Origin of the sequence: Acinetobacter sp. BSP-28, assembly GCF_044130285.1 — a bacterium.
Taxonomy (GTDB): domain Bacteria; phylum Pseudomonadota; class Gammaproteobacteria; order Pseudomonadales; family Moraxellaceae; genus Acinetobacter.
Window position 1 is genome coordinate 1 of record NZ_JBIQOB010000013.1, and the last position, 24,997, is coordinate 24,997.

At 40.7% G+C, this 24,997-nt stretch carries 29 protein-coding genes; 14 read left to right on the plus strand and 15 right to left on the minus strand.

Annotation, left to right across the window (positions count from 1 at the left end):
* Positions 1–354: 354 nt before the first annotated feature.
* The 4 genes from ACE01R_RS10705 to ftsY all read right to left on the minus strand — a co-directional run bounded on the left by ACE01R_RS10705 (position 355) and on the right by ftsY (position 3,982).
* Positions 355–1,023: a DUF2057 family protein gene (locus tag ACE01R_RS10705; protein WP_395551138.1), complete on the minus strand. Its 669-nt coding sequence runs from the start codon at positions 1,021–1,023 to the stop codon at positions 355–357.
* 201 nt (positions 1,024–1,224) lie between these two features.
* The gene (locus ACE01R_RS10710; RefSeq protein ID WP_395551140.1) at positions 1,225–1,818 is read right to left on the minus strand and encodes a nitroreductase family protein; all 594 of its coding nucleotides are present in this window, start codon (positions 1,816–1,818) and stop codon (positions 1,225–1,227) included.
* Positions 1,819–2,005: 187 nt separating this feature from the next.
* Positions 2,006–2,692 carry a nitroreductase family protein gene (locus ACE01R_RS10715; protein ID WP_395551142.1) on the minus strand — a complete coding sequence of 229 codons (687 nt, stop codon included), beginning with the start codon at positions 2,690–2,692 and terminating at the stop codon, positions 2,006–2,008.
* 174 nt (positions 2,693–2,866) lie between these two features.
* The gene (ftsY, locus tag ACE01R_RS10720; protein ID WP_395551144.1) at positions 2,867–3,982 is read right to left on the minus strand and encodes a signal recognition particle-docking protein FtsY; all 1,116 of its coding nucleotides are present in this window, start codon (positions 3,980–3,982) and stop codon (positions 2,867–2,869) included.
* A gap of 253 nt (positions 3,983–4,235) precedes the next feature.
* Between ftsY and ACE01R_RS10725 the strand changes: the two genes are divergently transcribed.
* On the plus strand, positions 4,236–5,549 hold the full coding sequence (locus tag ACE01R_RS10725; RefSeq protein ID WP_395551145.1) for a M16 family metallopeptidase: 1,314 nt from the start codon (positions 4,236–4,238) through the stop codon (positions 5,547–5,549).
* A gap of 11 nt (positions 5,550–5,560) precedes the next feature.
* Positions 5,561–7,141: an insulinase family protein gene (locus tag ACE01R_RS10730; RefSeq protein WP_395551146.1), complete on the plus strand. Its 1,581-nt coding sequence runs from the start codon at positions 5,561–5,563 to the stop codon at positions 7,139–7,141.
* Here ACE01R_RS10730 and ACE01R_RS10735 read toward each other — a convergent pair.
* Positions 7,071–7,388 carry a hypothetical protein gene (locus ACE01R_RS10735; RefSeq protein WP_395551148.1) on the minus strand — a complete coding sequence of 106 codons (318 nt, stop codon included), beginning with the start codon at positions 7,386–7,388 and terminating at the stop codon, positions 7,071–7,073. The two genes, ACE01R_RS10730 and ACE01R_RS10735, sit on opposite strands and share 71 nt — an antisense overlap.
* A gap of 109 nt (positions 7,389–7,497) precedes the next feature.
* On the minus strand, positions 7,498–7,857 hold the full coding sequence (locus ACE01R_RS10740; protein WP_395551150.1) for a hypothetical protein: 360 nt from the start codon (positions 7,855–7,857) through the stop codon (positions 7,498–7,500).
* 223 nt (positions 7,858–8,080) lie between these two features.
* Between ACE01R_RS10740 and ACE01R_RS10745 the strand changes: the two genes are divergently transcribed.
* From ACE01R_RS10745 to ACE01R_RS10755, 3 genes are all read left to right on the plus strand, one after another.
* The gene (locus ACE01R_RS10745; protein ID WP_166168431.1) at positions 8,081–8,314 is read left to right on the plus strand and encodes a hypothetical protein; all 234 of its coding nucleotides are present in this window, start codon (positions 8,081–8,083) and stop codon (positions 8,312–8,314) included.
* A 139-nt stretch (positions 8,315–8,453) separates the two neighbouring features.
* On the plus strand, positions 8,454–8,828 hold the full coding sequence (locus ACE01R_RS10750) for a DUF2750 domain-containing protein (RefSeq protein ID WP_395551151.1): 375 nt from the start codon (positions 8,454–8,456) through the stop codon (positions 8,826–8,828).
* 132 nt (positions 8,829–8,960) lie between these two features.
* The gene (locus ACE01R_RS10755) at positions 8,961–9,392 is read left to right on the plus strand and encodes a CBS domain-containing protein (RefSeq protein ID WP_395551152.1); all 432 of its coding nucleotides are present in this window, start codon (positions 8,961–8,963) and stop codon (positions 9,390–9,392) included.
* Between the two features lie 160 nt (positions 9,393–9,552).
* Here the strand turns inward: ACE01R_RS10755 and trpB are convergent, their stop codons facing one another.
* From trpB to ACE01R_RS10800, 9 genes are all read right to left on the minus strand, one after another.
* The gene (gene trpB, locus ACE01R_RS10760) at positions 9,553–10,761 is read right to left on the minus strand and encodes a tryptophan synthase subunit beta (RefSeq protein WP_395551153.1); all 1,209 of its coding nucleotides are present in this window, start codon (positions 10,759–10,761) and stop codon (positions 9,553–9,555) included.
* A gap of 45 nt (positions 10,762–10,806) precedes the next feature.
* Positions 10,807–11,994 carry a VWA domain-containing protein gene (locus tag ACE01R_RS10765; protein ID WP_395551154.1) on the minus strand — a complete coding sequence of 396 codons (1,188 nt, stop codon included), beginning with the start codon at positions 11,992–11,994 and terminating at the stop codon, positions 10,807–10,809.
* Positions 11,995–12,007: 13 nt separating this feature from the next.
* Complete coding sequence (locus tag ACE01R_RS10770; protein WP_395551155.1) at positions 12,008–12,859, minus strand: AAA family ATPase; 852 nt, start codon at positions 12,857–12,859, stop codon at positions 12,008–12,010.
* A 21-nt stretch (positions 12,860–12,880) separates the two neighbouring features.
* Positions 12,881–13,264 (minus strand): hypothetical protein, encoded by a 384-nt coding sequence (locus ACE01R_RS10775; protein WP_395551156.1) that lies wholly within the window; start codon positions 13,262–13,264, stop codon positions 12,881–12,883.
* A gap of 22 nt (positions 13,265–13,286) precedes the next feature.
* Complete coding sequence (locus tag ACE01R_RS10780) at positions 13,287–13,595, minus strand: YcgL domain-containing protein (RefSeq protein ID WP_395551270.1); 309 nt, start codon at positions 13,593–13,595, stop codon at positions 13,287–13,289.
* A 129-nt stretch (positions 13,596–13,724) separates the two neighbouring features.
* Positions 13,725–14,867 (minus strand): ribonuclease D, encoded by a 1,143-nt coding sequence (locus ACE01R_RS10785; RefSeq protein ID WP_395551157.1) that lies wholly within the window; start codon positions 14,865–14,867, stop codon positions 13,725–13,727.
* 224 nt (positions 14,868–15,091) lie between these two features.
* Positions 15,092–15,688 carry a recombination mediator RecR gene (gene recR, locus ACE01R_RS10790; protein WP_395551161.1) on the minus strand — a complete coding sequence of 199 codons (597 nt, stop codon included), beginning with the start codon at positions 15,686–15,688 and terminating at the stop codon, positions 15,092–15,094.
* 12 nt (positions 15,689–15,700) lie between these two features.
* On the minus strand, positions 15,701–16,030 hold the full coding sequence (locus ACE01R_RS10795) for a YbaB/EbfC family nucleoid-associated protein (protein WP_395551168.1): 330 nt from the start codon (positions 16,028–16,030) through the stop codon (positions 15,701–15,703).
* Positions 16,031–16,075: 45 nt separating this feature from the next.
* Complete coding sequence (locus ACE01R_RS10800; RefSeq protein ID WP_395551170.1) at positions 16,076–17,263, minus strand: O-succinylhomoserine sulfhydrylase; 1,188 nt, start codon at positions 17,261–17,263, stop codon at positions 16,076–16,078.
* Between the two features lie 135 nt (positions 17,264–17,398).
* Between ACE01R_RS10800 and ACE01R_RS10805 the strand changes: the two genes are divergently transcribed.
* The 9 genes from ACE01R_RS10805 (at position 17,399) to cydX (ending at position 24,997) form a co-directional block, all read left to right on the plus strand.
* Positions 17,399–18,490, plus strand: coding sequence for an alpha/beta fold hydrolase (locus tag ACE01R_RS10805; protein ID WP_395551271.1), 1,092 nt, complete (start codon positions 17,399–17,401; stop codon positions 18,488–18,490).
* A gap of 10 nt (positions 18,491–18,500) precedes the next feature.
* Complete coding sequence (locus tag ACE01R_RS10810) at positions 18,501–19,373, plus strand: NAD(P)-dependent oxidoreductase (RefSeq protein ID WP_395551171.1); 873 nt, start codon at positions 18,501–18,503, stop codon at positions 19,371–19,373.
* Between the two features lie 82 nt (positions 19,374–19,455).
* Entirely contained in the window at positions 19,456–19,725 is a 270-nt protein-coding gene (locus ACE01R_RS10815; protein ID WP_086196306.1) for a YARHG domain-containing protein, read from the plus strand.
* Between the two features lie 32 nt (positions 19,726–19,757).
* A complete protein-coding gene (locus tag ACE01R_RS10820; RefSeq protein WP_395551172.1) occupies positions 19,758–20,171 on the plus strand; it encodes an HIT family protein in 414 nt (137 codons plus the stop codon).
* Between the two features lie 256 nt (positions 20,172–20,427).
* The gene (locus ACE01R_RS10825) at positions 20,428–21,510 is read left to right on the plus strand and encodes a porin (RefSeq protein ID WP_395551173.1); all 1,083 of its coding nucleotides are present in this window, start codon (positions 20,428–20,430) and stop codon (positions 21,508–21,510) included.
* 441 nt (positions 21,511–21,951) lie between these two features.
* Complete coding sequence (gene cydP, locus ACE01R_RS10830) at positions 21,952–22,143, plus strand: cytochrome oxidase putative small subunit CydP (RefSeq protein WP_395551174.1); 192 nt, start codon at positions 21,952–21,954, stop codon at positions 22,141–22,143.
* Complete coding sequence (locus ACE01R_RS10835; protein WP_395551175.1) at positions 22,143–23,729, plus strand: cytochrome ubiquinol oxidase subunit I; 1,587 nt, start codon at positions 22,143–22,145, stop codon at positions 23,727–23,729. The genes cydP and ACE01R_RS10835 overlap by 1 nt, the downstream gene beginning before the upstream one ends.
* Entirely contained in the window at positions 23,726–24,871 is a 1,146-nt protein-coding gene (cydB, locus tag ACE01R_RS10840) for a cytochrome d ubiquinol oxidase subunit II (RefSeq protein ID WP_395551180.1), read from the plus strand. Before ACE01R_RS10835 ends, cydB begins: the two co-directional genes overlap by 4 nt.
* 24 nt (positions 24,872–24,895) lie before the next feature.
* Positions 24,896–24,997, plus strand: coding sequence for a cytochrome bd-I oxidase subunit CydX (gene cydX / locus ACE01R_RS10845; RefSeq protein ID WP_002120988.1), 102 nt, complete (start codon positions 24,896–24,898; stop codon positions 24,995–24,997).

The window sequence follows — 24,997 nt, forward strand, 5'->3', positions numbered from 1 at the left end:
TGTTCTTCATAATCTCTTAATGATCTATTTTCTACCTCGTCAGTAGAAAATATAACGCAATAAACATTTAACAACTTAACCTGTTCAGCTAAGTTCGTTTGCTGTATCGCGTCGGGATGCAGCATATTCTATAGAGTTTTTAAACCAACGCAACCCCTATTATAGAATTTTCTATAATTTTGCATTCGAGCGTTTGTTTTTTAACCCAAGAAGCTATTTTTAGCATATTTAAAGACTATTTTGAGTGTTTTTTACACATTGCAACATTCATTTTTTAGATCATCTCGATCACTTTAATTATGATTATTTTTCCCTTAAAACAATAAAACCAGCTTAATGCTGGTTTTATTTGAATTAATTGGCCTGCTCTGCCAGCCATGACATAAATTTCTGACGTTCTGCCTTATTTGCTTTTTGCCATAATTGAATCAGTTGCTGATCACCAGTTACTGCTGACGTTACTGACTCACCGGAACTAACCGCTGCCACTTTGGCCTGCACTGCCGCTTGTGTATATACGGGTGCTGGCTGATTTTCCAACTTTATTTTCTTTTGCGTTAAATCAGTAGTTTTTGAAAAGATACTCTGTGCTAACCATGGTTTTTGTTCTGTGTTTGCACCCGCTTGTTGAACCAGCATCTGATTATTTTTATCAAACAACGCCACGATTGGTTGTTCCGCATATTTCTTTGCAGCTTCAAAATTTGCTGGTGCATTGACTAAGTCTAGTCGATATTCTCCACCGTCTTGTAAAACTGGTGTTTGTATGGTCACTAAAGCTGATTTTACAATATCGTGTTCACCATTCAAATGTTCAAAATACTGAGTGTAACGTACACTGATATTGCTGGTGCCGGCATCAACTTTATATTGATTGTTTTTGGCGCGAAATAATCCGGTATTCACTTCCTGATCATTCACCGCCAAAATTTTAATTTCTTCTGGTGCTGAAATAGTGACTGCTGAGAATGCGGTACCACTTAACATCAATGCAGCTGCAGCTAAAGTTAATTTTAAGCTCATTTCACTATCTCTTCATTTGATTGTTAAAAATTCATTGCACTATGCAATGAATAAATGGCAATTTTATGACAAAACCATTTTTAATACAGCTTTAGTTTCAAGACTTTGTTGAGATAAGCTTTGCAAATTAATCGATTTATCTTTATATCTTCTCATCCATAAATTAACACTCTGCTTTATTTCGGTTTAATTGAAGAAAAATCAATCAAATCTTTTAAAACGAACACTATCATCCATAAATGTTTTTTCTCCCGCGGGTGCTTCAATTGAACCAAATACCAATTCGGCACGTAATTTCCAGTTATCAGGAATATCGAAAGTAGCTGCAACTTCATCATCAATGACAGGATTGTAATGCTGCAATGAAGCTCCTATATGCTGTTCTGCCAATGATGACCATACAGCAAACTGCGCAATGCCTGTAGAATGCTCTGACCACGCTGGAAAATGCTCTGCATATAATGGAAACTGTTCTTGTAGCGATTTTACCGCGTCCTGATCTTCAAAAAACAATACCGTGCCATAACCTGCTGCAAAACTGTTAATTTTTGCATTGGTATTTTCAAATGCGCTTTCTGGCACGATTTTCCGCAATGTTTCACGTACGATACTCCAGAATTTCGCATGCGACTCGCCATATAGAGTGACCACACGTGAAGTTTGTGAATTGAAAGCTGAGGGACTATTACGCACTGCATCTTTAATGACATCTTCTATTTGATCTGCTGTGATAGGAACATTCTTACCAATTGCATAAATAGTACGGCGTTGTTTCATATGTGCTAAAAATGACATGAGCTCACCTTCTTTGAGTTTTAATAAGCATAATTAGAATAGATTGATCTTATATTCATTTTAGGCGTATTACAGGATTAAAAGAGTGACATTGTGTTTATTTATAGAACAGCTCTATAGCTGATTTTCAACTATTATAAAATAAAAAAGCACCCAGTAAGGGTGCTTAATTAATACAGCGATGAGATTAACTCAAAATTCTAAATCGTTCAGCATCCTGAGTAATCGGTTTCATGTCTGCTTCTTGTTCTATGGAACCAAAAACCAGCTGTGCTCGCAGCAACCAGGATTCATTAATATGAAAATGTTGCGAAATTGCAGCATCTATACTGGGATTATAATGCTGTAGACAAGCACCGATGCCTGAATCAGCCAAGGCTGTCCATACCGCATACTGCGCCATACCAGACGTCTGTTCTGACCAGATTGGAAAATCATCCGCATTGAAAGGGATTTTCTTTTGCAATTTTTGAATAGTATTCTGATCTTCGTAGAACAGTACCGTTCCATATCCTTCCATGCATTGATCTATCTTCATTGCTGCACCATCAAATACATGTACCGCGACTATTTTACGCTGTACCTCTTTGACAATTTGCCAAAATTGCTCATGGGAATCACCAAATAACACTACAATTCTTGAACTTTGAGAATTTAATGCAGATGGGCAGCTCCGTACCGCCTCTTGAATCAATTCCGCCAAATAGGCCTGACTAAAAGGAACTTTTCTTCCTAGAACATAAATACTGCGACGTTTTTTTAAATGATCGACAAATGTTAATTCATTCACCTCTTCAGCAGCTCTTTTTTTAAATCTCAATTCTTTAGTGATATCTGTCGTCAAGACGTGACCAATTTTCTCTAATAATGCCACAACAGTACTCCCCAATAAGAATGCTAAAGCTTTTAAGATTTTCTAATATTCTAGCGGTTTTATAAGGCTGAGCTTTGGATCCGGGATTTTTGAATGTTGTTTTTTAAATCAAACAATTATCACTAAAACAACAAACTCCGCATTTAGCGGAGTTTGTGTGAAATATAACGCATTTTACTTTTCAGTTTCAAAGAGTGCAGCAACAAATGCTTTTGCCGAGAATGGGCGTAAATCATCAATTTTCTCACCCACACCAATGAAGCGGATAGGCACATGGGTACGGCTGGCAATATTAAATAGCACACCACCTTTAGCCGTGCCATCGAGCTTGGTAATGGTTAGCCCTGTCAAGCCAACAGCTTCGTCAAACATTTCAACCTGATTAATTGCATTTTGGCCAGTACCCGCATCCACAACCAGCATAATTTCATGTGGTGCTGTCGCATCAATTTTTTGCATCACACGTTTTACTTTGGTCAATTCTTGCATTAAGTGACCTTTATTATGCAAACGACCCGCTGTATCTGCAATCAGCACATCCACACCTTTAGCACGTGCACTTTCAAAGGCATCAAAAATTACCGAAGCACTGTCTGCACCATGACCCTGTGCAACCACTGAAATATTGTTGCGTTCGCCCCAAATTTGCAATTGTTCGGTTGCCGCCGCACGGAAGGTATCACCCGCAGCCAGCATGACTTTTTTGCCTTCGCCTTGCAAGCGTTTTGCTAGCTTGCCAATCGTAGTAGTTTTACCTACACCATTCACACCTACTACCAAAATCACAAATGGTTTTTTATTTGGATCGATATGCAAGGGTTTAACGCGCGGTGCAAGTAATGCCACCAATTCTTCTTGCAGCGCTTTGTAAAGCGAATGTGAATAAATCAGATCACCACGCGCAGTACGTTCGGTTAAGTTGGCAATAATGGTTTTAGTTGCATCTACACCAATATCTGCAACCAGTAATTGCTCTTCAACTTCTTCCAGCAATTCATCATCGATTTCTTTACCACCAATGAGAATGTTGACCATACCATCAGCAAGGTTTTTACGGGTTTTCGTTAACCCTTCTTTCATGCGGCTAAAAAAGCCACCTTTAGGCGTATCGTCTTGCTCTATTTCTGTTTGCTCTGTTTCTGTGGCTACAGGCGCAGAAACATTCACTTGTTCATTTTGAGTTTCAACAATAGGGATATTTACCGCAGGTAAATTCGGTAAAGTGACATCGTCATCCCCGATATCAGCATCAATCAAAAATTTATTTTGCCCATTAGATTGCTGTTGCATGCCGAATCCTTGAAAAGCATAGCGTTAAAAAACAAGGATTCTAGCATAGTTTTGTCGTACGTTTTCCAGTAGACACTGAACACACCAAAAACCAACAACTTAACCTTTGCTTTCAGGAAGCAGTTTCTGAAAAATGATCATAAATATAATTTATTACTAGGGGGTATATCTTGTGTTCAAAAGCAACTACCCACTTTTTTTAAAGCCATCTTTTCTTAAAAATTTTATTTTGACTCTCACTCTGGCTTTATTGATGCTTCAAAGTGGCTGGGTACATGCAGAAACGCAAAGTAAATTGGCACGTACGACCTTTGAAACTACGCTTAAAAACGGTTTAAAAGTGATTATTCGCGAAGATCACCATTCTCCCATGGTCATGACGCAAATCTGGTACCGGGTTGGCAGCAGTGATGAATCGGGGAACTTATTAGGCATTTCGCATGTACTGGAACATATGATGTTTAAAGGTACGCAAAAAGTTCCCGATGATGAATTTACCCGTTTAAGCCGCATGTATGGTGGACGGGTCAATGCTGCGACTTTTACCAACTACACCAATTATTATCAGCTTTACCCTAAAACCTATTTACCGATGGCCTTAGAACTCGAAGCAGACCGGATGAGCAACCTGCTGTTACGCCAGCAGGATTTTGACCCTGAAATTAAAGTGGTGATGGAAGAACGGCGCTTACGCACAGATGACAATCCACGATCTTTAGCTTTCGAACGGTTCAAATGGATCACCTATCCAACCAGCCATTATCGTCAGCCGGTGATTGGTTACATGAAAAATCTGCAAAACATTCAGCTTGAAGATGTCAAAAAATGGTATCGCGACTGGTATAGACCTAATAATGCCATACTGGTCATTGTCGGTGATGTTGATGCTGAAAAGACCTTGCTACAAGTACAAAGGTATTTTGCCGATATCCCTGTCAGAAAAACCCCGCCACGCAATGACGTATTAGAATTTGACCATATCGGTTATCGCCATATGGAATTGAATTTTCCTGTGAAAGTACCCAACCTGTTTATGGCCTGGAACGTGCGCTCACTGGTCACAACAAAAAATCCGCAAGATGCTTATGCCTTAACAATTATCAAAAACATCTTAGACAGCGGAATTTCTTCACGACTGCAAGATCGTCTGGTTCGTGATAAAAAAATATTGACCGCAGTCAGTGTGTCTTATGATCCTTATAGCCGTGGAGACAGCTTATTAAGCATTTCTGCCTTGCCCACTGATGGGGTGGGTTTGCCAGAGGCTGAACAAGCCATTCAAGCCGAAATTGAGCTGCTCAAAACCGAGTTGATTAAAGCCGCAGAAGTCGAGCGAGTGACGGCTAAATATGTCTCCAATTTAGTCTATAGCCAGGATGACATTGCCGGACAAGCCCGGATGATCGGCAATCTGGAGATTAACGGTTTAAGTTTTCGCTTGATGGATGAACTGCCCAAACATTTTGAAACTGTCACCCCGCAAGATATACAACGTGTGGCGAATGTTTATTTTAGCCGTGATAATCTCAGTACCCTATATCTTTCTCCTGAAAATAAAGCTCCATAGTGGAATTTGCCATGTTCAAGCTGAATTCTTTTTTTATTTTTGGTTCCATGATCTGGGCTCAAGCAGCAATGGCTGACATCGACTTGAATACCCTTCCCGATGACAATCCGACACAGCTCAAATCCATTCCACTGCTACAAAGTTTAAAAATCAGCAATCCACAAAATCAATTTCATGCCCCTTATGTGCATGATCTGAAAAACAAATATAATGTTCGTACGCTATTTGTGGAATCGCAAGACCTACCCATGGTCGATATTCAACTGACCTTTAATGCTGGCTCAGCACGGGATGAAGAAATCGCACCAGGTTTATATGGCATCGCCAATATGGCGGCAAAACTGATTGATGAAGGAACAGAAAAATATACCGCCAATCAAATTGCCCGTGCTTTTGAAAGCGTAGGCGCTCAATTTAGTGCCAGTGCTTATCGGGACATGTTCATCGTTAAATTACGGGTATTGTCTGACCCCAATAAACTTGAATCTGCTTTAGCCATGCTACTTGAAATGCTAAACCATTCAACCTTTAAAAAATCCAGTATCAATCTGGTATTAAGCAATACGCTAGTAGGCCAGAAACAGATCCAGGAAAGCCCTAGTCGCATGATGAGTATTCTATTTTACCGTGCTTTATATGGAAAACATGCCTATGCTGAACCCATTACCGGGACTCAGCGTAGTATCAGTAAAATCACACCAGAGCAATTACAACAATTTAGCAATCAATTTCTAGTGGCTCAGAACCTGAATATTGCCATTACCGGCCAACTCAGTCCTAAACAGGCACAGCAACTTTCTGAACGTATCGCTGCCAGCTTAAAACAGGGAGAACAAGCCAAACCACTGGCTCAACCCATCGATAAATCAGGCTTTGATATTCGCCACATCAAGTTTAACTCCAGTCAGGCCCATGTGATGATGGGACAATTAGGCCCTACACGCTATGATCCGGATCGACTGGCACTAGAAGTAGCCAACCAGATGTTTGGCGGAAGTGGTTTTAATTCCATTTTAATGAAAGAACTACGGGTGAAACGTGGTTTTACCTATAGCGTCTATAGTTCTTTTTCATTTAGCCAGGCTCCCGGAACTTTTAGTTTTAGTTATTCGACCCGACAAGACCAGCTGTACGACAGTATACAGGTCGCCCATCAGGCCTTGGTCAATTTTGTCAAACAGCCCATTGACGAGAAACAGCTGCAAGAAACCAAGGCTGGCATGTTACGCGCTTTTCCGAACAATTATAGTAGCAATGCCAGTATCAATGCACAGTTAGGTTCTATAGGTTTTTATAATCAACCCGCTGACTACCTGAGTAATTATCCAAAATTACTAGAAAAAATTACTGTGCAAGATGTGCAAAATGCCATTCAAAAACATCTGCATCCTGAACGTCTCACCATCATCATTGTGAATGAAAAATTAGACAAACCCGCGCTGGAAGCTGTACTGAAACAAGATTTAAATCCACAAACTCCCTCAAACATACCTTCGATTGAGCAAATCCCCAAAACAATTACTACTCCGGTTGCAAAGGAGGTAATTGATGAGCCTGTGTCATCTCAACATGATGCGCCTGCATCAATTTAAAATATTGGGCATAAGGAATTTGAGGTTGTTGCATCAGCAGCATGGCCATTTCCTGAGTTGCCGGATAACTGGCTTGAGCTGAAAGTTGCACTACATTTCCAAACTGTTTAACAGTAATGGGACGATGCAGAGCAATGAAAGCAAGAATCAAGATAATGGCAATGATTGTAACGACGAATCCGTTATAAATATCTTCCAGCTTTATTTGAGATTTTAATTGAACAATTTTTTGTAAAGCAATATGCATAACCTACCTCGAATTCAAGGTAGTGTAGGATGCAGCATGAAGAAGCACAAGCAAATTTGCTCAATTTCGCCGCATTTGTAACAGAAATTGAGCAAATCAAAATCAGCGATTAGCCAATTACATTTCGGATCACTGCAAAGTAAAGTACCAATGCGATAATCCCCAATACCAGTAGAATTGCGAAAGCTCCCACTCCTCTTTCGGCATGCACGGGATGCAGCTCATCATCATCTGCTATGCGCAGCAACTCACCATTATAAACATTATAAAAATCCTCACGTTGCTGAACATCAAGCTGTCGAGTAAAATCATAAACTCTTTTACGCTGGGCCAAACAAAAATTACCCAGGTGAATTTCTTGATGGAAAATAGCTTCATCTAAATTTTTACGATGCTGATGCGCGAGTTCAATGATCTGATCTGCAGTCGGAGGCAAATCAAACGTAAAACCATCAAATGTTTTTGTCATATTATTCTCCTTATATTTTAAAATTCCTCTATTAGCATACTAATCAAAGATCATTTTGTACATTGTTTAATCATGTAACCTTGATTTTAACAATACAGCCCATAGATATTGTTTGACAATTTAGGTTCAATGTAATATTACTTTAACAACACCTAGTTAAATTAGTATCAAGACAAATTTAATAGTCTTATTTAGCAATCATAATTACAATAAGGAGTTTAATATGATTCAACAACTCTCTCATCAAGACCTAGAACATGCATATGCAGATGCAGTAAATACTATTCAATCTCAAATGAATTTTGCAGATGCGGTTCAAAAACTGGAAGAAGTCGCTCGTGCCGGACATGGTAAAGCAGCTTTATTTTTAGCAGAACTTTATTATCAAGGTTTCCGAGTAGAACGCGACTCTCTCAAAGCTCAATATTGGCAGAAACTGGCCACCATGCAAGCTTAATCAAACGTCACCAAGGTGGCGTTTTTTAATGCCTTCTGTTTTTAAATACATATTTATTTACATTGTTTCTCAAAGCTTACACTGAAGTTTCATCTTCATTCCTTACAATAATGGCTGAATTCACTACATGTATTCGGGTATGAGTCGAATTAATTCATTACAGCCTATTCCTAAAGATTTATTTTTTAAGATCACGATTTTAAAATCTATGATGTACTGCGGAGTACTTTGGGGTTTATATCATCAGCAAGGTTGGGCCATGATGTCTGACCATGAAGATTTTATTTTCCCATTTTGGTTAAATGGTTTGCAGGCACAGAAATATGCTGAACGCCATTGGCCAAATTATACACCGCGTAAAATTACCCCGGCAGATTTTCAGGAATCCCTGCTACCGACATTAACGCGTTTAAATGTAACCCCTGCACTTTGTAATTCATCGAGCCAAAAATTTAAATTAACCACGCAACAGATGCGGCATTTCTTTTTTGCTGAATCTTTACAGCCCGTTTAAGTTTTTGTCCAAAGTGTTAAAACTGAAATTTAGAGAAATGTAAAATTTTATTAATGACCTGAAAAGTATTTGCATTTTTCTGATTTCGCGCTAAGTTTAATGTCAAACAAAGAACAAGAAGGATGATAATAAATGACCAATGTTGCACAAGTTATTCACGATAAAATTGATAAAACTATTTTTACAATTCGTCCGGAATCAACGGTACTTGAAGCAATTTCGCTTATGGCAGATAAAGGCATTGGTGCACTGGTAGTGACTGATCAAGAGAAAGTGGTCGGTATTTTTTCTGAACGTGATTACACTCGTAAAGTCACGCTGATGGAACGAACCGCTAAAGAAACGACAGTCGGTGAAATCATGACTGCCAAAGTACTTACTGTAACTAAATCAGCCAGTGTTGAAGATTGTTTGGGTTTAATGACTGATCGCCATTTACGTCATCTTCCTGTCGTTGAAAATGAAAAACTGGTGGGTTTGATCTCGATTGGTGATTTGGTCAAAGCCGTGATGGATGATCAGCGCAAATTGATTGACCAACTGCAGCAATATATCGCCAGTTAAGCTTTAAAACACATAAAAAAACCTCTCGAAATGAGAGGTTTTTTTAATCCTTCTAAATCTCCTTTAATCAAGGGAGACTTTTACTATCTTCTTATAAAGATGGAAATTAAGTCTCTCTTTTTAAAAGATGAGCCGCAGGCGCAAGAGGAAGATTTTATAATTAATTCAAACCTAACTTTGCAGCAACATAGTCTGCGTCTTTATCACCACGACCAGAAACATTGACCACAATTTTCACATCTTTAGCCATTTTTGGTGCTTCACGTAAAGCCCAAGCGACCGCATGTGAACTTTCCAATGCTGGGACAATACCTTCTACACGAGAAAGTGTCATAAAGGCATCCAGACATTCCTGGTCAGTCGCTGTAGTATATTCCACACGGCCCAAGTCTTTCAGCAAGCTGTGCTGCGGACCCACGCCCGGGTAATCCAGACCTGAAGCAATCGAGTGTACCGGCAAAGGCTCACCTTTTTCGTCTTCAAGGACATAACACGCCATACCATGTAGCTGACTTGGCTTACCCAAAGTTAAGGTTGCCGAATGCATAGTGGTATCCAGACCATGACCTGCAGGTTCTACACCTACTAGTTTTACATCGGCATCGTTTAAAAATGCAGAAAAGGCCCCCATGGCATTTGAACCACCACCGACACAAGCTACGATATAATCCGGGTTTGAGCCAAAACGGTCATTGGTCTGAACTTTAATTTCATCACCAATAATTGCTTGAAAGTCACGCACCATTTTCGGGAATGGATGTGGACCAACCACTGAACCAATCGCATAAATGAAATTTTTCGGATCTTTTAAATATTCTTCAAACGCGCTGTCTACCGCATCTTTTAATGTTGCCGTACCACGTGTAACAGAAATCAGGTTGGCACCCAAAATCTTCATTTTGACTACGTTTGGATGTTCTTTTTCAATATCCACTTGTCCCATATGAATTTCACATGGAATACCGACTAAAGCACATGCCGTTGCAAGCGCCACACCATGCTGGCCTGCACCGGTTTCAGCAATTACTTTTTTCTTACCCATATATTTGGCAAGCAAAGCTTCGCCTAGGCAATGATTAATCTTATGTGCACCGGTGTGGTTTAAATCTTCACGTTTCAGGTAAATTTGCGCTCCACCCAATAGATCAGACAAACGCTTGGCATGAAACAGTGGACTTGGACGACCGACATAGTTGGCAAATAGGTCAGCCAATTCATTCTGGAATTCTGCAGTATGACGAATTTGCTCATACGCGACATTAATTTCGTCCATCGCTTCTTTTAAATGAGGTGGAATAAACTGACCACCGTATTGTCCAAAGAAACCTTCTTCATTGGGTAATGGTATGCCATTAATTTGATGATCCATTTTCAATTCCTTCATTTAAAAAGAACGCATTTGATTTCAATACGTTTAACGAGCCAAATATTTTGTCATGTCTTCCACGCCCTTTAAGGTCATGGGATACATATGATCTTCAAAAATCTGCTTGATCTGACCGATGGTATGGGTGTAATGCCAATAACTGTCTTCTTCCGGATTCAACCAGGCGGTTTTTTCAAAGTGTTGACGTAAACGCTGTAGCCAGACATTGCCCGCTTCATCATTCATATATTCAACAGAACCACCCACCGAGTTCAGCTCATAAGGTGCCATACTGGCATCCCCCACCACAATTACCCGATAGTCTCGTCCATAAGTATTGAACAGATCCCAGGTATTCATACGGGTATTAGAACGACGAATATTGTCCTTCCAGACATAATCATAGAGGCAGTTATGAAAATAAAAATATTCTAAAGTCTTGAATTCGGTTTTGGCCGCACTGAACAGTTTTTCACATTGCGCGATGTGCGAATCCATAGACCCACCGACATCAAACAACATCAACACTTTAATCCGGTTGCGACGTTCCGGCACCAACTGGACATCCAGAATGCCCTGCTTGGCGGTTTCCCGAATGGTGCTATTGATATCCAGCTCTTCAGCAGCGCCTTGGCGGGCAAATTTACGTAAACGGCGGAGTGCCATTTGCATTTGCCGAGTACCCAGAATCTGCTCATCATCGAGATTTTGGTATTTGCGCTGTTCCCAAACTTTTACAGCAGAGCGTTTACGTCCCGGCCCACCAATTCGCACACCTTCAGGATGATCACCGTAGGCACCAAATGGCGACGTACCACCGGTACCGATCATCTTGTTTCCGCCTTGATGCTTCTTGTGCTGCTCACGAAGACGCTCTTCCAGCATCTTCATCAGCTCTTCCAGTGAACCGGCTTTTTTTAGCTCTTCGCGCTGTTCAGGTGTCAGATGCTTTTCCAGAAGCTCTAGATCAAACCAGTCTTTTGGCAACTTATGTACTTGATTGAGCAAATCATCCAGATCAAAAGTAGAGATGCCATCAAAGTAATCTTTCATGGCACGGTCAAACTTGTCAAAGAATCGCTCATCCTTGACCATAACGGTTTTGGCCAGTTGATAGAATTCATCCTGATTTGCAAACACCAGACCTGAAGCCACCACTTCATTCAGATCAATCAATTCACGCGTCGATACCGGCACACCGTATTTGCGTAAGGTATAAAACAATCGCACAAACATGCGTGTTTCTCCCTTAGCGACGTGACATAAAGGCTAAACGTTCAAGCAACTGTACATCTTGCTCGTTTTTAATTAATGCACCATAAAGTGGTGGAATCGCTTTGGATTTATCATGATTGCGCAGAATATCTTCAGGCATGTCATCTGCCATCAGCAAGCTTAACCAGTCGATTAATTCAGAAGTTGATGGTGGTTTCTTTAAGCCCGGAATCTGGCGAAGCTTAAAGAAAACCTGTAGGGCTTCGTTGACCAAAGCGGCTGATACTTGCGGGAAATGCACATCAATAATCTCGCGCATAGTCGCTTCATCAGGGAATTCAATATAATGGAAGAAACAGCGGCGCAAGAATGCGTCGGGCAATTCTTTTTCATTATTTGAAGTAATAATCACGATTGGACGTTGCGTCGCAGTGATGGTTTCACCGGTTTCATAGACAAAAAACGACATTTTGTCGAGTTCATGCAATAAGTCATTTGGAAACTCGATGTCTGCCTTGTCAATTTCATCAATCAACAATACACAGCGTTGTTCACTGGTGAAGGCTTCCCACAATTTTCCAGGTTTGATGTAGTTTTTAATGTCATAAACACGATCGTCGCCTAACTGGCTATCACGCAAACGTGATACCGCATCGTATTCATACAAGCCTTGCTGTGCCTTGGTAGTCGACTTGATGTGCCAAGTGAGCAGTTTAAGCCCCAAGCTTTCTGCAACTTGTTCAGCAAGCAAGGTTTTACCTGTACCCGGCTCACCCTTAACCAAAAGTGGCTTTTGCAGACTACGTGCAGCCTTAACAGCAAGTTTTAAACTATCAGTCGCAATGTACTGATCTGTACCGGAAAATTGTTGAGTATCCACAGACATGATCTAACCTTATTTTTTTACTTAAAGCGGTGAACTATTTTTGTTTGCTACGAATTTTGCCTTGTTGGCCATGTATTTTGACCATAATGCTCCAATAACCAAGCCTAACCCTACCACAAAGAGAATGAGAGAGGCATTTGTCCAGACCAAAACTTTTTCTTTAGTTAAAATACCAAATAACAGTCCAAAAAAGGCTGGGGCGATAGAAGCATTATTTCCTTCAGAAACTGTAGGCGTCAGTAAAATCGCAAAGCCGATCAGCCATGTCATTCCACCTAATGGTTTAGGCAAACGTTTTGCAATAACGTACCAAGCCCAGAGAATAATCAGACTTCCTACAAGATACACCGTGACAGCAATGTTATCTTCAGGAATTGAATCTAGTAGTGAAAAAAAACTATTCATCGTTACAACTCCTGATTAACTATTAAGCGCCACGTAGCCCTTCAGGTGCAACCGCATTGGGATTGATTAATCCTTCTGGAGGTACTTGAATAAAGAAACCTTTAGTTTCAATAGAGTCGATCACATGCAAGACATTTACACGTGCCAGTTTACGGCTTTCGGTTAACTCTAAATCCATGACAAAAGTTGCACGGCCAAATGCAACGCGCATCGCTTCCGGTAAAATTTCCAGCGGATTTACTACCTCAGCTTCATTTTCAGTTGCTTCTGGGCGGGCGATGTAAAGATACATTTCATCTTTTTTGCTAGATTTAAAAATTGAACATTGCATAGTTGAAACAGTACTCATTAAACTCAGGACAAAGCATACAGCAAAAAAAAGACCGATACATTAGTGATTATTAACGCATCAGTCGTGATTTTGTATAAATGCTAATTCTTTAAACAGAATGATTAAAAATTAATCCATCACTTTCATCTGGATAGACAGATAATTTTCATCCGCATGCAGAACTTCAATCAGCGGCTTGGTCAGCACGTCATAACGCCAGCCAAGCAGATAAGCAGGTAAATCCTGTTCATCATTATGAAAGACCACATGTTGGTACAATGCATTAAGCCACTTTTTACGCATCAACACTTCTTTTGGCACCGTGGTTTCCTGAACCACAGCCTGAATGACATTTTCGACTTTTTCCCCAATCTCTTTGGATGAGTGACGAATTGGACGTGCCATACGCAGTGGCCATTCCGCCTGCTTGGGCAAGAATTTAAGTAAATCCAGAATGGTTTTACCATATTCACGCACAATATTTTGTCGAATATCTTTAATGCCGGACAGCTGAAAATGATTACGCGGATTTTTTTCCACCAGATCAATTAGGGTAGAGTTTTTCAGGATAAAGCTGCGCGGATAATTCAAGGCTTTGACCATCTGCTCCCGCCATACTGCCAGTTGCTGCAGCTGCATCAATTGACGGCGTGAATGTCGATAATTGCCAATATCGTGATAAAGCAGTTCTAGCGGAGTTTCCTGACCAATTTCATGAGTCAGATGACGGCAATCTTCCAGTGCAAAATCCAGCAAATGCTTATCGCTTAATTCATGCTGAATTTTATTGGACAGGTTCATGAGATAAAGCACATCATTGGCAGCATAATTCAGTTGCTCTGTACTAAGCGGACGCGCCAACCAGTCAGATCGGGTCTGGTCTTTATCAATTTCAACATCCAGCATATGCTTTAACGCATTTTGATAACTCATCTGTAGCCCGTGCCCCAAAAAGGACATGCCTATCTGGGTATCAAAAACATTGCTTAGGCTTTTTTGCTGAGAATAGTGATAGATTAAATCGATATCTTCACTGCAGGCATGAAAGATATTTTGCTGAGCATGGAACAGTTTTTTCCAGAATGCCGACAAATCTAGACTTGTGCCATCGAGCAAAAAAACCTGACCGGCAACATTAATTTGAAATACACCGAGTTTAGGCCACAGGGTATCGACCTTGATGAATTCGGTATCCAATCCATAAATGGATGTCTGCCCCATCAAGTGCAGAATATTTTCTAAATCTTTTTGTTGCTGAATGAACTGAAACATATTACCGAGTCTAAAAACCAGATTCTCTTAAACGTATATTACCCTATATATAACATTTAGATATAACAAAATTTATATCTTAAAGGTATATTATCGCTATTTGAGCATTTAAATAAGAAAATAAACATTTTTTATATATTTTTTGTATAAGTGCAGGTTTGTTTGAACTAAATGTTACCCACTTCTTATTCTTGTCAAAAATAATGAAATAAGCACCTGTGTACTTATTTCATACGCATACGGTTATGCACAGCCTGACTTAAGGTATGACTATCGACATATTCAAGCTCTCCCCCTTGAGGAACACCTTGAGCAATTCGTGTCATCTGAACAGGCAAATGCTTGGTTGCTTCAACCAGATAATGTGCTGTCGCCTGACCTTCAACTGTGGCATTGGTTGCCAGGATGACTTCAGAAACATGGCCTTGACTGAGGCGCTGAATCAGATATGGAATACCAATTTCCTCAGGTCCAATACCATCCAGTGGCGATAAATGCCCACCCAACACATGGTATTTACCGCGAAAACTACCACTTTGTTCAATCGCCATCACATCTGCCGGTGATTCCACCACACATAACAATTGATCATCACGTTCATGCGAAAGGCAAATATCACACTCTTCATTTTCCGTCAGTGAATGACAAATGCTACATTCATGAATGTAGGTGGCTGCTTCATTCAAAGCATGTGCCAAACCAACTGCACCTTCCCTGTTTTTCATGATCAGGTGTAATGCCATGCGCTGAGCCGATTTCGGCCCAACACTTGGCAAAATACGTAAAGCTTGTACCAGCTGATCAAATCGATCACTAAACACTCAACGCATTCCTTAAAATAAACCAGCAAGGCCTGGTGGCAAGCCCATACCAGAATTAGCAGATTTAATTTTTTCTTCAGAAACTGCTTCAGCCTGACGCGCAGCATCATTCATTGCAGCAGCGATTAGGTCTTCAATCATATCGGCATCATCTTGAAGAAGTTCAGGACTGATTTCGATACGTTTTACCACGTTACGGCAAGTCATGGTGACTTTCACCAAACCACCGCCTGCTTCAGCATGAACTTCAGTTTGAGCAAGTTCTTCTTTGGCTTTTTTCATGTTGTTTTCAACATCTTTTTGCATGCGCTGTGCTTGCTGCATCAACATATTAATGTTCATAAAATTCTCCGAACAATCAGTTTCTAAATCAATATCTATAAAAAATCAGATTAAATCTAAACCACGACTAATGTCGCGAATAATATCATCAATATCTTCCAAACCAACAGAGACACGAATTAAACCTTCACGAATCCCTGCAGCCTCTTTTGCTTCTGGTGAAAGCTTACCGTGAGTGGTGGTTGCTGGATGGGTAATGGTGGATTTGACATCGCCCAGGTTACCGGTAATTGAAATAAATTGGGCATTGTCGATAACTTTCCAAGCCCCTTCACGACCACCTTTGACTTCAAAGGATACAATACCGCCAAAACCGCTTTGCTGTTTGGCTGCAAGTTCATGACCGACATGTGAAGGCAAACCAGCGTAATACACTTTTTCAACTTTGTCGTGATTGTTTAAAAATTCAGCCAGTTTCTGTGCACTTGCTGAATGTTCACGCATACGTAAACGTAAAGTTTCCAGACCTTTCAAGAATACCCAGGCATTAAATGGGCTCATTGACGGGCCAGTGGTGCGCACATAACCAAATACTTCTTCAAGCAGTTTATGATTACCTACCACAGCACCACCCAAAGCGCGACCTTGACCATCCAGATATTTGGTTGCTGAGTAAACAACCAAGTCCGCACCAAATTTGATTGGTTGTTGCAATACTGGGGTACAGAAGCTGTTATCAATTGCAAGCAATGCACCATTGGCATGAGCAATATCTGCCAGAGCTTGAACATCTGCAACTTCAGCCAGCGGGTTTGATGGAGATTCGACAAACAATAATTTTGTTTCAGGTTTGATGGCATTTTTCCATGCTTGCACATCTGTCAAATCAACAAAATCAACAGTTACGCCAAATTTAGCCACATACTTTTCAAATAACGAAACAGTTGAACCAAATACCGCACGTGAACAGATGACATGATCGCCCAATTTCAAATAGGACATTGCCACAGCCATGATTGCTGCCATACCAGAACTGGTTGCCACCGCACGTTCAGCACCTTCCAAGGCTGCAAGACGTTTTTCGAACATTGCTACAGTCGGGTTGGTAAAACGCGAATAAATGTTGCCAGGTTCCTGACCTGAAAACTTAGCTGCGGCTTCTGCTGCATTTTCATAGACAAATGAAGATGTCAGAAAAATTGGCTCGCCGTGCTCACCTTCAAAACTGCGTGTATGACCTGTACGAATGGCTAAAGTATCTAATTGGTATTCAAGGTCGTCTTGTTGGCTCATCTTTGCTACCCAGTCCTGGTGCCTTTGCTAATAATTGCCAACATTTTGAGCGCCTATGGCATTTAAGGTCAAGGTATAATGCATAAATATCGCCTACACTTCGATCAATCCACCTATATGTTAGTACCTGCAGCAATGATTCAAGTTAAAAATAAAATTGCCAAACATAAAAGAAAACTCAAAAACCTATCGACAACTTTATTTAACGCAAAATCACTGGTTTTATCGCAAAACACTCCTTATGAAGTCATTGCAGAGTACAAACAAACCCGGGTGCGTTATTACGCCTCACCGGATAGACAATATAAAGAACCTCTGGTTTTTGTTGCCCCCCTTGCAATCAACATGGCCATTTACGACCTGTACCCTTACCGCTCATTGGTGAAACACTTTCAACATAGTGGCTTTGATGTCTATTTAATCGAATGGGGTCAATATAACTATAAAGATCGCTTCCTCAATTTCATGTCTTTTATTGACGATGCCATTCCACATTGCATTGCACAAATTCGTCAGCATTCCAACAGTGATGAAATTTCACTGCATGGCTGGAGTATGGCCGGGGTATTTGTCATGCTGTATTGTGCCCTGCATCAACCGAACCACGTTAAAAATTTAATTGTGTTGGGTAGTCCGGTAGACAGTCATGCCTCGGGTCGTACCGGGAAGCTGTTTCAAAAGGTTAATCAACTGATTGCCAAAAATAAGGCGCTGCAAAACAAGATTTATTCAGGAACTGTACCCAAGCATCTGACTCATAGCCCAGGCCTACTTAACTCGCTCGGTTTTAAAATTATTGATCCTATGGGATGGATACAAAGCAAAAAGCAGCTTTTAGCGAACCTCGACAACCTGCAAGCCTTATACGAACATGCCACCATGGGTCATTTTCTGAACCGGATGATTGACTACCCTGGCGGCATCAATCAGGACATGATTTTTAATGTCTGGCTACAAAATCCGCTCAAAAATGGCGTTATCAAATTACAAGATAAACATATCGAATTAAAAAATATAAACTGCTCTTTATTGGTAGGCGCGGGTCGTAGCGATCAGATTGTTTCCGAAGATGCCGTTAAGCCTTTAATTGAATTGACAAATAGCAAGGATGTCACGTTTACTCTTATCCCCGGTGGTCATTTAGGACTGATGTCTAGTCAGTCCAGTGCCAACGAATTCTGGCCTTTCATGACCACCTGGTTAAAACAGAGATCAAGCAAAATATAAAGGAAACATCATGATTCAGTCAGTTGCATTTATCGGCTTGGGCGCAATGGGTTACCGTATGGCAGCACATTTACCTCAACATTTTGATACGGTGTATGTATGGAACCGTAATTTTGAAAAAGCCAAAGGACATGCAACTGAATATGGCACGCAGGCAGTCGAACTCGAGCAAGCCGTTCAAGCAGATATCATTTTTTCCTGCCTACCAACCAGCAAGGAAGTCGAAGACCTCATTGCAACGGTTCAGATTAAATCGGGTTCGGTATGGGTCGATTGCACCAGTGGTGTTCCTGAATCGGCAAAAAAGCTCAGCCAGCAGTTAAAAGCATTGGATGTAGATTTTCTTGATGCACCCGTAAGCGGTCAAACCATTGGTGCCGAAAATGGTACTTTAACCGTGATGATTGGCGGTGAAGCCACTGCTTTTGAAAAAGCCCTTCCTGCAATTCAAGCCTTCGGAAAGCTGATTAAACATGTCGGTGAATCAGGTGCCGGTTTCGCAGTCAAAGCCGTGAACAATATGCTTTTGGCTGTCAATCTTTGTTCAGTGGCTGAAGGTTTCACTACCTTAAAAGCGCATGGCGTAAATCTGCATGAAGCTTTAGACTGCATTAATGCGTCAAGCGGTAAAAGTGGTGTGACTGAAACAGTGTTGCCACAACGGGTTTTAAACCGCGAATTCCCTCTGACTTTTGCCTTACCGCTATTAGCCAAAGATACAGGTATTGCACTTGACCTGGTGCGTAATGCTAAACTCTCAGCGCCGGTTATTGCCTTAACGCAAAGCCTGATTCAGGCAGCCAGCAATTTAGCAGAAAAAGACAGTGACTTTTCTAGTGCTGTAAAAATGTATGAATCCTGGAGTAAAATTACACTTGAGTAATTACTCGCCATTGAATAATAATAAATTAAACCTAATATTGTGTAGAAGTGTTCTACACAATGTTCTCACAGAGGAAACCCTCATGACCAAGCTTAGTGTTGCAGTTTTGGCTAGTTTTACAACTTTCTTTGGGGCAACTGCTTTTGCAGCGACAGCAGAGCAAGAGTGTCAACAATTAAAAAATGACCATGATGTCATTTATGCGTCTAAAGGTTTTTGCTTTAAAGACCCGGAAGCTAAGGCGAAGTTTGGCAATGACAATTGCTATACAACTAAACCTAAATTTTCAGAAAAAGAGCAACAACGACTTGACGCCATCAAAGATCGTCAGAAAGAATTGAACTGTAAATAATTACAGTACCCAATCACTTTCAAGGACTAGACATGCTTTACGATGATCAAAATATTTTTGCACGAATTATTCGTAATGAACTTCCTGCAATAAAAGTGTATGAGGACGAACAGGTTCTGGCTTTTATGGACATCATGCCACAGGCAGAGGGTCATACGCTGGTCATCCCGAAAACACCTGCAATTACATTGCTTGATCTACCACCCGATGCTGCTGCTTATACCATTCAAATTGTGCAAAGAGTTGCTCAAGCAATGAAAATAGCACTCGATGTTCAAGGTATTGTACTGATGCAACTCTCAGGTGCATCTGCTGGTCAAACGGTTCCACATGTTCATTTTCACCTCATTCCAAGTTCAGTTCATGAACTTGGAAAACATGCATTGCATATGGGTGATCAAGAACAAATCCAGGCTTTGGCTGAAAGAATTAAAGCCGCACTTTGATTTAAATCATAAAAAGAAAATGGAGCTTCGGCTCCATTTTTTTATTTTCATAACAAAAAGAAGAAATGTAATTTAATTTTTGTCCTTCAATACGTCATCAAACTGTCATTTTTCATTCACTTCTCTGTCACAAACATTACAGATACTGCATAGCAAGTTGGTGAGCTTTTGTAATTTTTTGTACTTAAGCAAACTAAAAAAGAAGTGTTAAGTAAGGCAAATGCCATTTAGAACCGTGTTTTGGAGAAATATCTCAATGAAAAAATTACTTCTCGCTACTGCAGTAGCGGCTTTGGGGATGAGTGCAGCACAAGCGGCACCAACTTTGTATGGCAAACTGAACGTATCTATCGACCAAGTTGATAACTACGATTTCAAAGGTAACGATGTTTCTGAAGTAAGCTCTCATGCTTCACGTATTGGTGTAAAAGGTGAAGAGAAACTGACTGACAACCTGTCAGCTGTTTATCAAGCAGAATGGGCTGTTTCTACTGATGGTTCTGGTTCAGATACTGACTGGAGTGCACGTAACCGCTTCATCGGTCTTAAATGGGCTGGTTTAGGTACACTAAAAGCAGGTAACTACGATTCTTATTTCAAAACAGCTGCTGGCAGTGCTCAAGATATCTTCAACGATCACACTCGTCTTGACATTACCAACATGATGCACGGTGAAGAACGTCCTAAAAATGCGATCGGTATCGAAACTGACAAAAAATTGCTTGGCGGCGTTCAATTCAACATTATGGCGCTACAAGGTGAAAATTCAACTGCTGCTGCAGCTGGCACTTCTGGTGACGATAGTGCCCGTGATGGCTTCGGTGATGGTATCTCAGCATCTGTCCTATATGATAACAAAGACCTTGGCTTATCTTTAGGCCTAGCAGCAAACTCTGCTGTTGAAGGTAAATATGTAGGTTTTGATGGTAAAAAATATATTTCTGATGCTTTCCGTATCACTGGAGCTTATGACTTCTCTAAAGTGGGTATCAACGGCTTTACTTTAGGTGGTTTATGGCAAACTGCTGAACCATCTGACGATCTGACCGCTGCTAAAGGCTTACAAGAAGATGCTTTCACAATTGCCGCTGCATATAAAATCGGTTCAACTCCATGGGTTGTAAAAGCTGAATACGCAAATGCGAATACAGAATACACAGCTGGAACTACTTCTGTTGATCGTGACATCAATCAATACGGCCTTGGTGTAGATTACTACTTCAACAAACAAGCTCGTATGTACGGTATCGTTGCTTCTCAAGAACGTGACTGGAAAACAGCTGCTGGTGAAGATGACACTATGACTGTATTCGGTCTTGGTATGGAATATAACTTCTAAGCCCTCTTCATCTAATTAGAAAAGTTATTAAAAAGACCACATTCGTGTGGTCTTTTTTTGATGAAAGAATTATAACTTCTTCTCTCATCCATCTTACATTTTAGGTAAATGTGTTTAATTGCGTTTATATAAAACATATTAAATTGAAATTTAAACAAGAACAATTATCAATTAATTATATCTACTAAAAAAATACAAGTGTTTAGTTGGATTTAAAAGTATATATAACTATTTTAGTCAGAATTAAAAATTAAATACGCAGCGTTTTAGTCAACTTAATAATTGCAAAAAATCAGTATATTTTTTATCACAACCTCAACATAAATCATTGTTTTAAAACATAAATATAATATATTTTTATTTTAATTGTTTCATCTATTTATTTTTAGTTATTTTTTGTTTAATAATATAGATCAAGTTTAAAAAAATAGGCTTATTTGTATGAGCTTAATACCGAAAGATTACAATCAACGTTTAGTTCGAGAGATCGCAGTCATTTTAATAATTAAGGTTGCACTCTTACTGACGATTAAACACATCTGGTTCGACGCCCCGACTATCCCTCAAAATTTTGACACTCAAGTTGCCGAGCATATTGCTGGCAGCCCTTCCCAAATCAAGGAGACACGTTGATGATTTCTGAAAGCGTGGTCGATCTTTCGCGGTTCCAATTTGCAATGACCGCGTTGTATCACTTTATATTTGTACCTCTTACTCTTGGTCTGGCTTTTATTCTTGCCATCATGGAAACCACCTATGTGATTTCCGGTAAAGAAATTTATAAAGACATGACCAAATTCTGGGGAAAACTTTTTGGTATTAACTTTGCCTTGGGTGTAACTACAGGCTTAACCATGGAGTTCCAGTTTGGTACAAACTGGGCGTACTATTCGCATTATGTCGGTGACATTTTCGGTGCGCCACTGGCTATTGAAGGATTAATGGCGTTTTTCTTGGAATCGACTTTTATTGGTCTATTCTTCTTCGGCTGGGACCGGCTTTCCAAAGTTCAGCATTTAGGCGTGACCTGGCTGGTTGCTCTCGGCTCAAACATGTCGGCACTTTGGATTCTAGTTGCCAATGGCTGGATGCAAAATCCTGTGGGCGCAGCGTTTAACTTTGAAACCATGCGTATGGAACTGGTTGACTTCGGTGCACTGATTTTCAACCCGGTGGCTCAGGTTAAATTCGTCCATACTGTATCTTCAGGTTATGTGACTGGTGCAGTTTTCGTTTTGGCAATTTCTAGCTACTACTTGCTTAAAAAACGTGACTTACCTTTTGCTCGTCGCTCTTTCGCGATTGCTGCTATCTTTGGTTTAGCTTCTACATTATCCGTAATTTTACTGGGTGATGAATCAGGCTATGAACTGGGTGATGTACAAAAAACCAAATTGGCTGCAATTGAAGCAGAATGGGAAACTCACCCGGCACCTGCTCCATTTACATTGTTTGGTATTCCAAATCAGGAAGAACAACGCACTGACTATGCCATCAAAATTCCATATGTGATGGGTATCATTGCAACACGTTCTCTTGATAAAGAAGTGACTGGCCTGAAAGACCTGATGGTTCAACATGAGCTTCGTATCCGCAATGGTATGACTGCATATGCCGAACTTGAAAAACTTCGTGCAGGCGATCGCTCACCAGCGCTTATGGCTTCCTTCAAAGAAAACCAAAAAGACTTGGGTTACGGCTTACTTCTTAAAAAATACACACCAAATGTAGTAGATGCTTCTGAAGAGCAAATCAAAGCAGCAACTAAGGATACTGTTCCTAACGTAACTGCCCTGTTCTTCTCGTTCCGTGCAATGGTTGCTTCCGGTTTCTTGATGCTGCTTCTGTTTATCCTTGCAACTTATGCAGTGGCTAAACGCAATGCAGAAAACAAGCCTTGGTTACTTAAATTTGCACTATACGGCCTTCCATTACCGTGGATTGCTACACAGACTGGCTGGTATGTTGCTGAAGGCGGTCGTCAACCGTGGACGATTGGTGAGGTTTTACCTACACACCTTTCTGCTTCAAGCTTAAGTACTGGGGACATTTGGGGTTCAATCCTGGCACTTGCAGCGTTCTATACAGTACTTCTTATTATCGAAATGTACTTAATGATCAAATTCGCGCGCTTAGGTCCAAGTTCTTTACATACTGGTAAATACCACTTTGAAAAAGGCGCTGATCAAAACCACGCTGCTGCGGAGGCTCAATCATGATCGAATATGAATTACTCAAAATTATCTGGTGGGTTCTGGTTGGTGTACTACTGATTGGTTTTGCCCTCACCGATGGCTTCGATATGGGCTCTATGGCAATCATGCCATTCGTGGGCAAAAATGATGAAGAACGCCGTGCGGCAATCAATACGATTGCCCCGCACTGGGACGGTAACCAGGTCTGGTTCATTACCGCAGGTGGTGCACTGTTTGCTGCATGGCCAATGGTTTATGCAACCGCATTCTCCGGCATGTACTGGGCACTATTACTGGTACTGTTTGCCCTGTTCTTAAGACCTGTAGGTTTTGACTATCGTTCTAAACTTGAGAACAAAAAATGGCGTAACTCTTGGGACTGGGGTTTGGCTGTTGGTGGTGCCGTGCCTGCTTTAGTCTTCGGTGTTGCCTTCGGTAATATGTTCCTTGGTGTACCATTCACCTTAGATGAAACTGTACGTTCAACTTATACTGGTAGCTTCTTTGCCCTGCTCAACCCATTTGCCTTGGTTTGCGGTATTGTCAGCTTATCCATGCTAAGTGCGCATGGCGGTGCCTGGTTGATGCTTCGTACCGATGGCGACTTACACGCACGTTCTGCGAAAGCAACTCAATTAATGGGTGTAGTGTTCCTTGTCTGCTTCCTAGGCGCTGGAGCATGGTTATACTTCGGTAACATTGAAGGTTATACTTTAGCTCAACCATTTGATACAAATGCTGTAGCAAACCCTCTTGCCAAAGAAGTCATTACTAATGGCAACCATGGCTGGATGAATAACTACTCGACTTATCCAATCACCATGATTGCACCGATCATGGCAATCTTGGGAAGCCTGATTGTAATTGCCGCTGCTGCGAAAGCAAAAGCCGGTTTAAGCTTCCTGGGCACCTCGTTCATGGTAATTGGTGCAATTTTAACAGCTGGTTTTGCATTGTTCCCATTCCTTATGCCTTCAAGCATCAACCCTGTTGCCAGCTTGACAATGTGGGATGCCGTATCAAGTAAAAACACACTGACTGTAATGACTGTTGCTGCCTGTATTTTTGTTCCAATTATTTTGAGTTACACCACTTGGTGTTACTATAAGATGTGGGGCGTAATTACCAAAAAACATATTCAAGAGAATTCACACAGCCTGTACTAAGGCTGTGTTTTAGGAGATAAAATTATGTGGTATTTCGCATGGATTCTCGGGATTTTAATGGCGTGCTTTGCAGGCGTATTAAGTGCCCTTTATATCGAACATCATCAAGATTTGGATGAGGAATAA

Bases quoted from the DNA above. Each gene is read 5' to 3' on its own strand.
- ACE01R_RS10775 (WP_395551156.1), bottom strand. From the start codon at position 13,264: ATGAATAGTTTTTTTTCACTACTAGATTCAATTCCTGAAGATAACATT.
- ACE01R_RS10795 (WP_395551168.1), bottom strand. From the start codon at position 16,030: ATGAACATTAATATGTTGATGCAGCAAGCACAGCGCATGCAAAAAGAT.
- ACE01R_RS10750 (WP_395551151.1), top strand. From the start codon at position 8,454: ATGAGTCGAATTAATTCATTACAGCCTATTCCTAAAGATTTATTTTTT.
- ACE01R_RS10785 (WP_395551157.1), bottom strand. From the start codon at position 14,867: ATGTTTCAGTTCATTCAGCAACAAAAAGATTTAGAAAATATTCTGCAC.
- trpB (WP_395551153.1), bottom strand. From the start codon at position 10,761: ATGGATCATCAAATTAATGGCATACCATTACCCAATGAAGAAGGTTTC.
- ACE01R_RS10740 (WP_395551150.1), bottom strand. From the start codon at position 7,857: ATGACAAAAACATTTGATGGTTTTACGTTTGATTTGCCTCCGACTGCA.
- ACE01R_RS10780 (WP_395551270.1), bottom strand. From the start codon at position 13,595: ATGCAATGTTCAATTTTTAAATCTAGCAAAAAAGATGAAATGTATCTT.
- ACE01R_RS10725 (WP_395551145.1), top strand. From the start codon at position 4,236: ATGCTTCAAAGTGGCTGGGTACATGCAGAAACGCAAAGTAAATTGGCA.
- cydX (WP_002120988.1), top strand. From the start codon at position 24,896: ATGTGGTATTTCGCATGGATTCTCGGGATTTTAATGGCGTGCTTTGCA.
- ACE01R_RS10705 (WP_395551138.1), bottom strand. From the start codon at position 1,023: ATGAGCTTAAAATTAACTTTAGCTGCAGCTGCATTGATGTTAAGTGGT.
- ACE01R_RS10735 (WP_395551148.1), bottom strand. From the start codon at position 7,388: ATGCATATTGCTTTACAAAAAATTGTTCAATTAAAATCTCAAATAAAG.
- ACE01R_RS10770 (WP_395551155.1), bottom strand. From the start codon at position 12,859: ATGTCTGTGGATACTCAACAATTTTCCGGTACAGATCAGTACATTGCG.
- cydP (WP_395551174.1), top strand. From the start codon at position 21,952: ATGAGCTTAATACCGAAAGATTACAATCAACGTTTAGTTCGAGAGATC.
- ACE01R_RS10825 (WP_395551173.1), top strand. From the start codon at position 20,428: ATGAAAAAATTACTTCTCGCTACTGCAGTAGCGGCTTTGGGGATGAGT.
- ACE01R_RS10810 (WP_395551171.1), top strand. From the start codon at position 18,501: ATGATTCAGTCAGTTGCATTTATCGGCTTGGGCGCAATGGGTTACCGT.
- ACE01R_RS10805 (WP_395551271.1), top strand. From the start codon at position 17,399: ATGATTCAAGTTAAAAATAAAATTGCCAAACATAAAAGAAAACTCAAA.
- cydB (WP_395551180.1), top strand. From the start codon at position 23,726: ATGATCGAATATGAATTACTCAAAATTATCTGGTGGGTTCTGGTTGGT.
- ACE01R_RS10765 (WP_395551154.1), bottom strand. From the start codon at position 11,994: ATGTTTGTGCGATTGTTTTATACCTTACGCAAATACGGTGTGCCGGTA.
- ACE01R_RS10710 (WP_395551140.1), bottom strand. From the start codon at position 1,818: ATGTCATTTTTAGCACATATGAAACAACGCCGTACTATTTATGCAATT.
- ACE01R_RS10815 (WP_086196306.1), top strand. From the start codon at position 19,456: ATGACCAAGCTTAGTGTTGCAGTTTTGGCTAGTTTTACAACTTTCTTT.
- ACE01R_RS10745 (WP_166168431.1), top strand. From the start codon at position 8,081: ATGATTCAACAACTCTCTCATCAAGACCTAGAACATGCATATGCAGAT.
- ftsY (WP_395551144.1), bottom strand. From the start codon at position 3,982: ATGCAACAGCAATCTAATGGGCAAAATAAATTTTTGATTGATGCTGAT.
- ACE01R_RS10730 (WP_395551146.1), top strand. From the start codon at position 5,561: ATGTTCAAGCTGAATTCTTTTTTTATTTTTGGTTCCATGATCTGGGCT.
- ACE01R_RS10835 (WP_395551175.1), top strand. From the start codon at position 22,143: ATGATTTCTGAAAGCGTGGTCGATCTTTCGCGGTTCCAATTTGCAATG.
- ACE01R_RS10800 (WP_395551170.1), bottom strand. From the start codon at position 17,263: ATGAGCCAACAAGACGACCTTGAATACCAATTAGATACTTTAGCCATT.
- ACE01R_RS10820 (WP_395551172.1), top strand. From the start codon at position 19,758: ATGCTTTACGATGATCAAAATATTTTTGCACGAATTATTCGTAATGAA.
- ACE01R_RS10755 (WP_395551152.1), top strand. From the start codon at position 8,961: ATGACCAATGTTGCACAAGTTATTCACGATAAAATTGATAAAACTATT.